Raw genomic sequence first — 12,242 nt, 5'->3', positions numbered from 1 at the left:
ACAGGAACACGACACGATGCAGCGTTGGGTGATGCTGATGGCCGGCTTGCTGGCCACCTGGTCGGCCTTTGCCGAGTGGACCGGCGAAGGTGAGCTGGGGCTGGTGCTGGCGCGCGGCAACAGCGACAACGAGACCGTCAACGCGCGCCTGAAGCTGGTCTGGGAACGTGAGCAATGGGTCAACGAGACGATCCTGAGTGCCGTGCACTCGAGCGAGAGCGACGAGACCACTGCCAGCCGCTATGTGTTATCAAACAAGACCGACTACACCCTGAACAAAACAAGCTATCTGGCCGGCGTGGTTCGTTACGATCGCGACCGGTTTTCCGGATTCCGGTTCCAGTCTTCGGCTGCCGTTGCCTACGGGCGCCGCCTGATCGACAGCGAGGCGCATCGCCTGCGCGTGGAAATCGGGCCTGGCCTGAAATACGCCGAAAGCCGCGCCACCGGCGAATCGACGAGCGAGGCAATGCTGCGCGGCTACACGCAGTACACCTGGGTCATGTCCACGACCGCGAATCTGGACAATCGTCTGCTGGTTGAGGCGGCCTCGGACAACACTTTCGCCGAAAACGAACTGGCCCTGGAAGTGGCTATCAACGATCGCCTGGCGCTCAAGGCAGGCCTGGCGGTGCGGCACAATACCGATGTTGACCCCGGTCGCGAAAAGACCGACACACTGACCACGGCGAACCTGGTCTACCACTTCGGGCAGTAGGCCGGCCCCGCCGACCCCCGCGGCCATGAGCTACTATCGCTATCATCTGTTCTTCTGCACCAACCGTCGGCCGGATGGGGCTGACCGTCCGTCGTGCGGTCGCTGTGACTCGGCTCGCCTGCGCGGCTACGCCAAGGCCAGGCTCAAGGCGCTTGGCCTGACCGGCCCGGGCGGTGTGCGGGCGAGTACGTCGGGCTGTCTGGATCGCTGCGAGGAGGGTCCTTGCCTGGTGGTTTACCCGGAAGGAGTCTGGTATGTCTATATCGACGAGTCCGATCTCGATGAAATCATCGACTCGCATATCGTCAACGGCCGGCCGGTCGAGCGGCTGCGGCTGCCGGATGCCCCGGCCTGACTTGCCGGTTGCGGCAATCCTGACTCTGCTGTAGAATTCCCGCTCTTTGCTACAGTGTTTCTAGAGCGAGCGATTGCAGTCATGAGAACATACAGCGCCAGCGCGCGGGACGTGCGCCGTCAGTGGCATCTGGTCGATGCCGACGGCAAGACGCTTGGGCGGCTCGCCACCGAGGTGGCGCGTCGGCTGCGCGGCAAGCACAAGCCGGAGTACACGCCCAATGTCGATACCGGCGATTACGTCGTGATCATCAACGCCGGCAAGATTCGGGTGACCGGCCGCAAGATGAGCGACAAGGTCTATCACCGCCATACCGGTTATATCGGCAACCTCAAGTCGATCACGCTAGAAAAGCAGCTGGCCAAGCGGCCGGAGACGGTCATCGAGCTGGCGGTCAAGGGCATGATGCCGCGCGGTCCGCTCGGGCGTGCCATGCTCGGCAAGCTCAAGGTCTACGCCGGACCCGAGCATCCGCACGCGGCGCAGCAGCCGCAGCCCCTGGAACTGTAAAACGGCAGGACATTGGAAATGGCAACAGAACAGTATTACGGCACTGGTCGCCGCAAGACCTCCAGCGCCAGGGTCTTCCTGCGGCGCGGTAGCGGTCAGATCACAGTCAATCGCAAGCCTCTCGACGAGTTCTTCGGTCGCAAGACGGCGCAAATGATCGTGCGACAGCCGCTGGAGCTGGTTGAACTCGGCGACCGCTTTGACGTCAATGTCACCGTACGCGGCGGTGGCACGACCGGACAGGCCGGGGCCATTCGCCTTGGGCTGTCGCGTGCGCTGATGGAGTATGATGAAGCCCTGCGCGGGCCGTTGCGCAAGGCCGGGTTCGTGACCCGGGATGCGCGTGCGGTCGAGCGCAAGAAGATCGGGCTGCACAAGGCCAGGAAGGCCACCCAGTACTCCAAACGATAAGTGCGGAGGCGCCTCGATTCTCGTTCGTTGGGGATGCGACCCCAACCTGCGGGCACCGAGGCTGTCCGGGCGGCGCGAACGATCTCTTGGGGGATCGTCTAGTGGTAGGACTACGGACTCTGACTCCGTCAGCGGGGGTTCGAATCCCTCTCCCCCAGCCAGATACGGAAAAACCCGCCTCGAGCGGGTTTTTCCGTATCTGGCGGGGGGAGGGGCCCGATTCGTGAAATCCGATGACCTGATTTGGGACGGAATTACGCTTAATAGGGGTAGGGAACACCGAAACAGGCGTTTTCCGGATGCATTACGTCGGTCCACCGGCCGCGCCAAGGCGCGCTGACAAGCGCTTGCGGGTGGGTGGTGAGTACGCTACACTCGCCGTGCAAACGTTGACCGTAGCGACTCTGAGAAAGTTCCGGCGCAGCCGGAGGGCGTCGGTCGGCGTTCCGGTTCGAGGGTCGGCGAGCGGGCTGACACTGTCGGAACATCGACTTCGGTGCGCCAGGAATCGAGAGCTTCGCGCCGTCACATATCAACAAAGAGGTAATTGAACATGAACGTGATTCGCAACGGGTTCAAGCCCGCTTCGACTGTCAAAGCCCTGCTCGGCGGTCTGGCCGCGTCCGGCCTGCTTGCCCTGTCGCTCAACGCCCAGGCGCAGACCTGCGTGGTGACCAACTGGGATATCCAGACCAACCTGACCAACACCGATACGGGTACCCCGGCTGCCGGCAACCGCCGCTACGGCGGCCCCTGCGGTCTGCGTGTGCCGGTTGACGGTACGGCGCGCTTCCTGACCGACGAGTCACCGACCGCCGAGTCGACCTACATCGCGCGTTTCTACGCGTTTCTCGACAGCGCGGGCGCTGACCCGATGATCATTTACGCGGCCGGCGATGGTTCCACGGACCAGATCCAGGTCTGGTACAACTTCCCGAATGCGGGTGACCTGACGCTGCGCGTCAAGGACAGCACTGCTGGCAACAACGACCTGACCTTTAGCAGCGTTGGTACCGGCTGGCACTCGGTCGAGTTCGTCTGGGAGTCAGACGCCAGCGCAGAGGTTCGCTTTGCGGTCAATGATGACGACCCCCTCAATGACCAGACGATGACCGTCGACACCAGCGGGATCAGCATTGCCGAAGCCTTCCTGGGCAATCCCGGCGGCGTCAACACCGGCGGCACGATCGATTTCGATGATTTTGATTCCCGTCGGATTTCACGCCCCGGTCGTTTGTGCCGCGGCGACACTGACGACAACGTATCGATCAGCCTTGCCGACTTGAATGCGGTGGGCAACGAGGTGATTTCAGGCGGTACCGTGATTTCCGGTGGCCAGCCCGACTATGACGAGAATGGCGTAGTTGGGTTCTCGGATCTCAATAACATCTTCACGAACCACGTTCAGATCGGCAATTCCACCTGCGTATTCTGAGCCTGAAGCGTGCGGAATATCGGATTTTGATACCAATAGATGTTGGAGTAAGAAAAATGTTAAACGCTAATTTCAAGAGCTTGCAAGCCGCTTTCGCGGCCGTTACAGCCACCGGTTTCCTGCTGGCGGGGTCTGTGGCATTTGGCCAGGCGGAAATCACGGTGGGTACTGGCAGTGGTCCGGCTGCTGGAACCGCAGTGACGTCCATCGACTGGGTCGCTGGCAACAACGTCTCGGAGTTGCAGATCGAGATTCTCTACGACGATGCTGTCCTGACGCCCCAGAACGGTGGCGGCTCGCCGGCGCCCGTTAACGGATGTCTCAGTGGTCTGTCCGCACCGCACTCGTCATCCGCATTTACCGCATGTGTTATTGCCCCGGCGGGTCGCATCGTGCTGACGGTTCACAGCAACTTCACGCTTGCTGCGCTTCCGACAACGAACATTGGAACCATCACCTGGGATATCGCCCCTGGGGCCACTGTCCCCTCGACCGAGGTGCTTACGGCCAACGAGCTCGATGTGACCTTGACCGATAACACCAATCCGCCGCCTGCTACCGTATTCACTGCCATCAATGGCGAAGTGAACATCGTAGCCGTATCGGCCAACCTCAACGTCCAGCCGCCCAATCTCAACTTCGGCAACCAGCAGACCGGCACCTCGTCGGCGCCGCAGAACGTGACCATCTCCAACGACGGCACCGACGGAGTTGATCTGCAGGTTTCCGGCCTTGCGTTCGCCACGGGTACCCACTACTCCTGGGCTGACGTGGACTGCGGTCCCATCCCTTTTACGCTTGCCGACAGCGAGAGCTGTGATGTTGCGGTGACCTTTTCCCCGACGGCCGACGGTAACCATCTCGATACGCTGACGGTGACCAGTGACGCCGGAACGGTCACCAACGACAGCGTTGCGCTGGACGGCACCGGTGTGCCGGGTCCGCAGTCGACTCTGTCGGTCAGCCCCAGCCCGCTGGCCTTCGGGACCGTCGATCTCGGTGACATGCCCGACACCGGGACGATCACGGCCGAGAATACGGGTGATGCCGGCTCGTCCCTGACCATCAGCAGCGTCGGCTACGCCGGTGACACCCAGTTTTCGATTCTGACCGACAACTGCACGAGCGCGACCCTGAATCAGGGTGACACCTGCACCGTGGATGTCCAGTTCAACGCCGGCAGCAACGGCAGCTACTCCGGTACGGTCAGCTTCAGCAGCAATGCCGATACCAACCCCAATCCGGCCGTCAACGTGACTGGCACGGCCGATTCCGTAGCCAGCCTGAGCGTCAACCCGCCGTTTGGCCCGGTCAATCTGGGCAGCGGACCGTCGGGCTCGGCGCTGACCGCCAACGGCTCGATCACCAACTCAGGCTCTGCCTCCGGTGGTTTCTCATGCTCGCTCGGTGGTCCTGACGCCGCGATCTTCTCGACCAACCCGAGCCCGCTGAGTGGTACGGTGCCGGCCAGCGATTCGGTTGATTTTTCGATCAGCTGCAACCTGCCGGCCGGTGCGGCGGATGGCACGACATACAACGCCACCCTGACCTGCAGCAGCCCCGATGACCAGACCTTCAGCGGCACGCACGATCTGTCCTGCTCGGTGCTGAACTTCGTCGCCGTTCCGGTGCCGACCCTGCACAACTGGGCGCTGATCCTGATGGCCATGCTGATGCTGATCGCAGGCGGTCTGGGCATTCGGTTCTTCCGCGCCTGACCAGAGTGTGGGTCGAGGGTGAGTCACCCTCCGACCTGATCTGCTCGTAACGAAACCGCCGGGCACCGCCCGGCGGTTTTTTTTGATAGCACGGTACCTGCACGCCGGGTTGATGGTGACCTGTGGCCCATGTGTCCCGGTTGGAACAGGTTTAGAATCGGCGTCATGGCAATCGAGGCTTTATTGGAACGAGTCGGCAAGCTGGCCGAACTGCGTACGATTGAATGGCTGCGCTATGTCGGCGTGATGATCTGGCTGCTGGCCGCGCTGCCCCTTCTGCTGCTGCCCTGGCTCTGGCCGGCGCCCGAGCCGCCATCGGTTTACCGGATCACGGGCTGGTGGTCGGCAGCGCTGGTGTTTCTGCTGGCGCTGTGGCATCCGGTCGTGCGCCTGGAGCGCGCCGGACCATTCTGGAAGCGTGTCCTGGTGTTGCTGATCATGTCGGCTGCAGCGATATCGGTCAGCTATTTCACCGGCACGGGCATCGGCAGTCTGCTGATCATGCTGGTGGCCGCCTTGCTGCCGTGGATGTTGCCGATGATCATCGGTGTCATCTGGATCATGCTGATGGCCGTGGTCTCCAGCGTCTGGGTATTTCTCACGCCCTCGGCCAGCTGGCTGCTGGCGCTGGTGTTCTTCCTGATGAATCTCGGACTGACCTCCTTTCCCTTTATCGCCTCCCTGCTGGCCCTGCAGCAGATGAAGGCGCGGGCGGAGCTGCGTCGCGTCAATTCCGAACTGCTGGCGACCCAGTCACTGCTGACCGAAAACACGCGGATTGCCGAGCGAGTCAGAATCTCGCGCGAACTCCACGACCTGGTCGGACACCACCTGACGGCACTGACCCTGAACCTGGAAGTGGCCAGCCATGTCGGTGAAGGAAAGGCTCGTCGCCACACCGAGCAGGCCGCATCGATTGCGCGACTGCTTCTGTCGGATGTGCGGGAAGTGGTCAGTGACATGCGCCGGGACACCGAGGTCGACTTCCGTTATGCGCTGGAGACCCTGGCCTCGGGCGTTCCCGAACTGAACATTCACCTCGATATTCCGCCGGAGCTGTCCCAGACCGATCCGAAGCGAGCGCAGATTCTCCTGCGCTGCGCCCAGGAGTTGATCACCAATGCCGTGCGACACGCCGCGGCGCGCAATCTCTGGATCAGCGTGATCCAGGCCGACGACGGCCTGGTGCTGCGCGCCCGGGATGATGGCCGGGGTTCGACCAACCTGATCCCCGGAAACGGCATCATCGGCATGCGTGAGCGTCTCCGGGAACTGGGCGGCCGGCTGGATATTGCCACCCGGCCCGGGGCCGGCTTTCAGGTCAAGGCCTGGCTCCCGGCGGAGCAGGGCGGATGATCCGGGTCATGCTGGTTGACGACCAGACCCTGGTGCGCCAGGGCGTGCGCTCGCTGCTCGAGCTGGCCGACGACATCGAAGTGGTCGCGGAAGCCGCCGATGGGCAGGCGGCCATCGAACAGGTTCCGGCGGTCGGGCCGGACCTGTTGTTGCTCGACATGCGCATGCCCGGCAAGAATGGCCTGGACGTCCTGCAGGCGCTCAGCGCTGTGAATCGGTTGCCGCCAACCATTATCCTGACCACCTTCGACGACGACGATCTGGTGCTGGCCGGCGTGCGGGCCGGCGCCCGCGGCTATCTGCTCAAGGATGTTGCGCTCGAAGAACTGCTTGAGGCGGTACGCGCCGTGGCCGAAGGAAAAACGCTGGTCAAGCCGGCGGTGACTGAACGCCTGATGAAAGGTCTCGGGCAGATGCGGACCCGGTTCACCAGCCTGCCGCAGCCCGATCCGCTGACCGAGCGCGAAACGGAGATTCTGCGTCTGATGGCCGGCGGCTATTCAAACAAGGAGATCGCCGGTGCGCTGAACGTGGCCGAAGGTACGGTCAAGAACCACGTCTCCAACATCCTGTCGAAAATGGGCGTTCGTGACCGCACGCGTGCGGTGCTCAAGGCGCTCGAGGACGGCGTCATCTGACACGGGGCCTCCCGCCGCGCCGAGCGCCGGCGTTACAATGCTGCCACTGGACCGCACTGGAATCATCATGATCCGAAAGTTCCTTCTTGTCATTGGCCTGGCTGCTTTCCTGGCCGGATGCGAAGCCAACGATCCCGCCACTGGCGAAACCACCGAATCGGTGCCCCGTCAGGCGCCTGCGAGCGACTACGATGCCGGCCCGGAAGCGGTGGACCTGCCGACGCTGCCTGACTCCGGCCTGAACATCCAGCGCCTGCGCGACTGGATATCGACCCTGGCCTCGGATGAGTTCGAAGGGCGCGCACCGGGCACGCGCGGCGAACGTCTGACTGTCGATTTCCTGGTCGAGCAGTTTCACGGCATGGGTCTGCAGCCCGGCTACGGCGAGAGCTACCTGCAGCCGGTGCCGATGATCGAGCTGACCAACGCCGAGCGCAGTGATCTCGAGGTCAGTTTTGGCGAAGACGAGATGACGTTGAGCTACCCCGAACAGATGGTGATCAATTCACGTCGGCTGGGAACCGACCCACACGCCATCGAAGACTCGGAGATCGTCTTTGTCGGCTATGGAATCGTGGCCCCGGAGTATGACTGGAACGACTATGCGGGGCTGGACGTCGAGGGCAAGACCGTCGTGATCCTGGTCAACGATCCGGGCTTTGCCAGCGGCGACGAGAACCTGTTCAACGGCCGCGAAATGACCTACTACGGTCGCTGGACCTACAAATACGAGGAGGCGGCGCGACAGGGCGCGGCCGCCGCCCTGGTGGTACACGAGACCGAACCGGCCTCCTATCCCTGGCAGGTGGTGATCAACTCCTGGTCGGGTGCCGAGTTCGTGCTGGCCAGCGACCGCAATGCGCCGCGCGTGGCCCTGGAGGGCTGGCTGACCGTTGAGGCTGCGCGCGAGCTCTTCACAAGGGCAGGGCACGACTACGACGAGCTCAAGCAGCGTGCCGGTCAAGCGGGATTCGACTACGTCAGCCTGGATGCCGAAGCGAGCGCCCGTGTTCGCAACAGCGCGCGCTCGGGCACGTCCTACAACGTGCTGGCGCTGCTGCCGGGCCAGCAGCGCCCGGGCGAGGCGCTGATTTACATGGCCCACTGGGATCATCTCGGCCGCAACCTGGCACGTCCGGGTTCGGACGGGATTTACAACGGTGCGGTTGACAACGCCTCGGGCACGGCTGGCCTGCTGGAGCTGGCCCGACTGCATGCCGAGGCCGGCGCGGCGGCGCGATCCGCCCTGTTTGCCGCAGTCACGCTCGAAGAATACGGGCTGCTCGGCTCACGCCACTATGCCACGGAGCCGGTTTTTCCCCACGGCCAGACGGTCGCAGCAATTAACCTCGATGCCATGTCCGTGCTTGGACCCACGCATGACGTGACCGTGATCGGATACGGGTCGTCCGAGCTCGAGGACCTGCTCTCTCTCGCCGCCCGGCGGCAGGGCCGTCATATCGAGCAGGAACCCAGCCCGGAAGCCGGTTACTACTACCGTTCTGACCATTTCAACCTGGCCAAGGTGGGCATTCCGGCGCTTTATGCCAAGGGCGGCGTCGATCATCGCGAGAAGGGCCGGGAGTACGGTCTGCAGTGGCAGGCAGAATATCGCGCAGAACGCTATCACAAGACGGCCGATACCTACAGCGAGGACTGGGACCTGCGCGGCGTGGCCGAGGACCTTGAACTGTTCTACGTGGTCGGCCGTACAGTCGCCGACAGCGAAGCCTGGCCGGAGTGGTATGCGGGCAACGAGTTCAAGGCGGTTCGCGAACAGAGTCGTGAGTAGGTCGGGGTAACATCCCCGACGGACGAGATGCGAGGTTTGAACACACGTAGCTACACATGTACAGATCTTCTACGTCGTCCGTCGGGGACATGGCCCCGACCTACGCGGGCTGACGGGCCCGGATCATGGCCCGAAAATACGCCGGGAGCGACGGGATCGGTGACAGAGTCTACGCTCGCCCCACGTCGGAGTCCTGCGGCGAGTGCAGATATTCGCTGTCTTCGGCCGACTGCATGACCAGGTTGACCAGTTCCTCGACGCGTTCACGGGCCGTGGTCAGGTCTTCGTCGGTTGGCGGTTGCTCGGGCTGGCGCGCGTACAGCCAGAAGTGCACGGCGCCGGCGATCAGGCCGTCGGCCAGCGCCCAGGGATCGGCGTCGGTATGCGCCTCGGCCAGTTGGTTGCCCAGATCGACCACGGCATCGGCGGCCGCGTCGAACAGCTGGTCGTCATCTTCCAGCATGATGTTTCTCCAGTAGTTGCCGGTCGCGCGCCGGATCGGGGTGACGGCTCGTATTCAGCGCGGTGATGGCCTTTTCGGCCCGCTGCTGACCGTAATCAATCACCTCCCGGGCACGGTGGAATTCGTGTACCAGGCAGGTGTTCTTGGGAATCGTGATGACCAGATCGGAGCGGAAGATCGCCATGTGATGACGCGCAATGGCCGCCTCCATGATGTCCAGCGCCCGCATCATCACTGCCATCAAACCCGGCCGCGATGCGTTTTCGTCGTCCTGCTTCTTGTTCTGATCACTGTCGCGCCAGCCGTTCATGAATTCACGGACCCGTGCCATCATGCCGCTGCTGTCGTCGCTGTCCCTTTCCGCTTCGGCCTCTCCGAGCGGAGCAGGATACTCTGACGGACCATTGACGTCCGTGACCACCGTCCATTGATTCATGGCACGCAGGGTCGGCGCAATCGGTACTGGATTGAGAATCCCGCCGTCGACCAGCGTCCGCCCGCGATAGTGATGTGGCCTGAATACTCCGGGAATGGCGATCGACGCCCGGATGGCGTCGAACAGCGGACCGCGATCGAGCCAGACCTCACGACCCAGATCCAGATCCACCGCCACGGCCGTGAAATCGATATCGAGCTGTTCGATATCAAACTCGCCGATCATATCCGAGAGGTGGTTGATAATCTTGCGGCCCTTGATCAGTCCACCCCCGGAAAAGGTCCAGTCGACCAGGCCAAGCACGTCCGACTGCTCCAGGCCGCAGACCCACTCCTCATAGGCATCAAGGCGTCCGGCCGCGTAGATTCCGCCGACTAGCGCGCCCATCGAACTGCCGGCCACGGTGCGTATTTCGGCCCCGGCCCGCTCCAGCGCCCGGATCACACCGATATGCGCCAGTCCGCGCGCGCCGCCGGAACCAAGTACCAGCGATATGCTCGTGTCCTTGAGCGGCCGCTCGTTGGCCAGATGGGTGTCAGGCGCGTCCATGGTCGGGTTCTAGTGTACCGGAGCGGGCCCGCCCGGGGTCAGCTGTGTACTTCGGGCACATCGAATGCCTGCCGCACCCAGGCCAGGTAGGCCTGGTCGGTCGACACGATCTTGCCCGGTGAGTCGGACAGCTTGACCACCGGCTGGCCGTTGCAACCGGTCATCTTGATGACGATGTTGATCGGATCGACGCCGGTATCGTGGGTCAGGTTGGTACCGATGCCGAAAGAGACATTGGCCCGATCGCGGAAGCGTTGCCAGATTTCGGCCGCCCGCGGAATGTTGAGCGAATCGGAGAAAATCAGGTTACGGGTCCTCGGGTCGACACGGTTGTTGCGGTAATGCTCGATCATGGCTTCGGCCCATTCGAACGGGTCGCCTGAGTCCTGTCGTGCCCCGTCGAAGAGCTTGCAGAAATACATGTCGAAGTCGCGCAGAAAGGCCTTCAGGCTGTAGGTGTCCGACAGCGCGATGCCGAGATCACCCCGATACTCGCGCGCCCAGACCTCGAAGGCGAAACGCTGTGTCTCGGCCAGGCGTGGGCCCAGCGCCTGACAGGCCTGAATGAACTCGTGCGCCATCGTGCCGATCGGTACCAGGTCCAATGCGCGGGCCAGGCGCACGTTGCTGGTGCCGCGCAGGCTGCCGGGGATTTCGCGGGCCAGGGTGGTCACCACCTCGTCGTGCCACTCCCGCGAGAAGCGCCGGCGGGTGCCGAAGTCGGCGAAGACGAACTCGTCCGGGCGGTCGAGGGCGCGCACCTGCTCGATCTTTTCGCTCAGGCGCCGACGGCCTTCTGTCAGATTGTGGTCGGCATAGGCGTGGCGGCTGTAAAGCTCGCTGATGATCGCCAGCAAGGGCACCTCGAACAGAATGGTGTGCAGCCAGGGACCGCGGATTCGAATCGCGAGCTGGCCATCGGATTCGCCGATGTCGACGAAGCGGGACTGCAGGTGGAACAACCGCAGGAATTCAATGAAATCGCTCTTGATGTAGCGCTGGCTGGCCAGGAAATTGAGCTCTTCAGGTCCCAGCCCCAGCGCGCACAAATGCGCCAGCTCGCGTTCCAGGTCCTGCTGCAGGGGCCGCAGGTCGACGTCATTTGTCCGGCACTTGAAGTGATACTCGACCTCGGCCCCGGGAAACTGGTGGAGCACGGCCTGCATCATCGAAAACTTGTAGAGGTCCGTGTCGAGCAGCGACTCGATGATCATGCCGCCGGTTCCAGATCGCCAACGTCATGGATGGTCTCGATGCCGGCTTTGCGCATGATCGCGAGCGCCTGGCTGACCGAGTCCTTGGCGATGCCGCGGGTCGCCGCCAGATTAAGAATGACCCGGAAGCCGGCTTCTCGAAGCTGCAGCGCGGTGGCCTTGACGCAGTAGTCGGTGGCCAGCCCGCCGACCAGCACATGGCTGATTTCGCGCGTCTGCAGCCACTCGATCACGCCGGTGCTCATCCGCTCGGCAATATCGTGGTAGCAGGCACCGTAGGGGTGCATGTCCAGTTCAACCCCTTTCCAGACGAAGAAGTCATAGTCGGCCGGACGCGGCAGGCCGGGTACCAGCTCGAAGCCCTCGGTGCCCGGCACGGCGTGAACCGGCCAGTGCTCCTCGACGTTGTCGCCTTCCACGCCCGGCCGGCCGATTTTGTCGGGATCATCGGTGACCCAGACCGCCTCCGGGCTGTGCGAATCTTTCGAGCCCAGGCGCCAGCCGGCCATTTGCGCCTGGCGGTTGAGTTCGGGGCCAATGGTGTCGCCCTCCTCGACGGGTAACTCGTCTGGACACAGCGGGGTGAAAGTACGCTGTGCATCGACGTCGAAGCTGGCCACGTATCGTTTTTCGGGCAGTTTCATGGG

Annotated in this window: 13 protein-coding genes and 1 tRNA gene; 10 read left to right on the top strand and 4 right to left on the bottom strand. The window is 63.1% G+C overall.

Annotated elements, in window-relative coordinates; translation table 11 throughout:
- Positions 1 to 16: 16 nt before the first annotated feature.
- The 10 genes from HND55_13170 (at position 17) to HND55_13125 (ending at position 8,933) form a co-directional block, all read left to right on the top strand.
- Positions 17 to 718 (top strand): DUF481 domain-containing protein, encoded by a 702-nt coding sequence (locus tag HND55_13170; GenBank protein ID QKK03528.1) that lies wholly within the window; start codon positions 17 to 19, stop codon positions 716 to 718.
- Positions 719 to 743: 25 nt separating this feature from the next.
- On the top strand, positions 744 to 1,073 hold the full coding sequence (locus HND55_13165; protein QKK03527.1) for a (2Fe-2S) ferredoxin domain-containing protein: 330 nt from the start codon (positions 744 to 746) through the stop codon (positions 1,071 to 1,073).
- 81 nt (positions 1,074 to 1,154) lie between these two features.
- Positions 1,155 to 1,583 carry a 50S ribosomal protein L13 gene (gene rplM / locus HND55_13160; GenBank protein ID QKK03526.1) on the top strand — a complete coding sequence of 143 codons (429 nt, stop codon included), beginning with the start codon at positions 1,155 to 1,157 and terminating at the stop codon, positions 1,581 to 1,583.
- A gap of 18 nt (positions 1,584 to 1,601) precedes the next feature.
- A complete protein-coding gene (gene rpsI / locus HND55_13155; protein ID QKK03525.1) occupies positions 1,602 to 1,994 on the top strand; it encodes a 30S ribosomal protein S9 in 393 nt (130 codons plus the stop codon).
- 87 nt (positions 1,995 to 2,081) lie between these two features.
- Positions 2,082 to 2,155: transfer RNA gene (locus HND55_13150), tRNA-Gln, on the top strand.
- Positions 2,156 to 2,547: 392 nt separating this feature from the next.
- On the top strand, positions 2,548 to 3,429 hold the full coding sequence (locus tag HND55_13145) for a hypothetical protein (protein QKK03524.1): 882 nt from the start codon (positions 2,548 to 2,550) through the stop codon (positions 3,427 to 3,429).
- A 197-nt stretch (positions 3,430 to 3,626) separates the two neighbouring features.
- Entirely contained in the window at positions 3,627 to 5,147 is a 1,521-nt protein-coding gene (locus HND55_13140; GenBank protein ID QKK03523.1) for a choice-of-anchor D domain-containing protein, read from the top strand.
- A gap of 165 nt (positions 5,148 to 5,312) precedes the next feature.
- Positions 5,313 to 6,503, top strand: a complete 1,191-nt coding sequence (locus HND55_13135; protein ID QKK03522.1) for a sensor histidine kinase — start codon at positions 5,313 to 5,315, stop codon at positions 6,501 to 6,503.
- On the top strand, positions 6,500 to 7,141 hold the full coding sequence (locus HND55_13130) for a response regulator transcription factor (GenBank protein ID QKK03521.1): 642 nt from the start codon (positions 6,500 to 6,502) through the stop codon (positions 7,139 to 7,141). The genes HND55_13135 and HND55_13130 overlap by 4 nt, the downstream gene beginning before the upstream one ends.
- Positions 7,142 to 7,208: 67 nt before the next feature.
- The gene (locus HND55_13125) at positions 7,209 to 8,933 is read left to right on the top strand and encodes a M28 family peptidase (protein QKK03520.1); all 1,725 of its coding nucleotides are present in this window, start codon (positions 7,209 to 7,211) and stop codon (positions 8,931 to 8,933) included.
- 169 nt (positions 8,934 to 9,102) lie between these two features.
- On the opposite strand, the gene HND55_13120 is transcribed toward HND55_13125, so the two are convergent.
- The 4 genes from HND55_13120 to HND55_13105 are packed head-to-tail and all read right to left on the bottom strand — an operon-like array spanning position 9,103 to position 12,239.
- Positions 9,103 to 9,396, bottom strand: a complete 294-nt coding sequence (locus HND55_13120) for a hypothetical protein (protein QKK03519.1) — start codon at positions 9,394 to 9,396, stop codon at positions 9,103 to 9,105.
- A complete protein-coding gene (locus HND55_13115) occupies positions 9,383 to 10,381 on the bottom strand; it encodes a serine protease (GenBank protein ID QKK03518.1) in 999 nt (332 codons plus the stop codon). Before HND55_13115 ends, HND55_13120 begins: the two co-directional genes overlap by 14 nt.
- 38 nt (positions 10,382 to 10,419) lie before the next feature.
- Positions 10,420 to 11,595 carry a nicotinate phosphoribosyltransferase gene (pncB, locus tag HND55_13110; GenBank protein QKK03517.1) on the bottom strand — a complete coding sequence of 392 codons (1,176 nt, stop codon included), beginning with the start codon at positions 11,593 to 11,595 and terminating at the stop codon, positions 10,420 to 10,422.
- Entirely contained in the window at positions 11,592 to 12,239 is a 648-nt protein-coding gene (locus tag HND55_13105; GenBank protein ID QKK03516.1) for an isochorismatase family protein, read from the bottom strand. The genes pncB and HND55_13105 overlap by 4 nt, the downstream gene beginning before the upstream one ends.
- Between the last annotated feature and the right edge of the window lie 3 nt (positions 12,240 to 12,242).

Source organism: Pseudomonadota bacterium (assembly GCA_013285445.1).
Lineage (GTDB): Bacteria > Pseudomonadota > Gammaproteobacteria > Xanthomonadales > Wenzhouxiangellaceae > Wenzhouxiangella.
This window is presented reverse-complemented; position numbering and strand designations above follow the sequence as displayed.

Bases quoted from the DNA above. Each gene is read 5' to 3' on its own strand.
- HND55_13170 (QKK03528.1), top strand. From the start codon at position 17: ATGCAGCGTTGGGTGATGCTGATGGCCGGCTTGCTGGCCACCTGGTCG.
- HND55_13165 (QKK03527.1), top strand. From the start codon at position 744: ATGAGCTACTATCGCTATCATCTGTTCTTCTGCACCAACCGTCGGCCG.
- rplM (QKK03526.1), top strand. From the start codon at position 1,155: ATGAGAACATACAGCGCCAGCGCGCGGGACGTGCGCCGTCAGTGGCAT.
- rpsI (QKK03525.1), top strand. From the start codon at position 1,602: ATGGCAACAGAACAGTATTACGGCACTGGTCGCCGCAAGACCTCCAGC.
- HND55_13145 (QKK03524.1), top strand. From the start codon at position 2,548: ATGAACGTGATTCGCAACGGGTTCAAGCCCGCTTCGACTGTCAAAGCC.
- HND55_13135 (QKK03522.1), top strand. From the start codon at position 5,313: ATGGCAATCGAGGCTTTATTGGAACGAGTCGGCAAGCTGGCCGAACTG.
- HND55_13130 (QKK03521.1), top strand. From the start codon at position 6,500: ATGATCCGGGTCATGCTGGTTGACGACCAGACCCTGGTGCGCCAGGGC.
- HND55_13125 (QKK03520.1), top strand. From the start codon at position 7,209: ATGATCCGAAAGTTCCTTCTTGTCATTGGCCTGGCTGCTTTCCTGGCC.
- HND55_13120 (QKK03519.1), bottom strand. From the start codon at position 9,396: ATGCTGGAAGATGACGACCAGCTGTTCGACGCGGCCGCCGATGCCGTG.
- HND55_13115 (QKK03518.1), bottom strand. From the start codon at position 10,381: ATGGACGCGCCTGACACCCATCTGGCCAACGAGCGGCCGCTCAAGGAC.
- pncB (QKK03517.1), bottom strand. From the start codon at position 11,595: ATGATCATCGAGTCGCTGCTCGACACGGACCTCTACAAGTTTTCGATG.
- HND55_13105 (QKK03516.1), bottom strand. From the start codon at position 12,239: ATGAAACTGCCCGAAAAACGATACGTGGCCAGCTTCGACGTCGATGCA.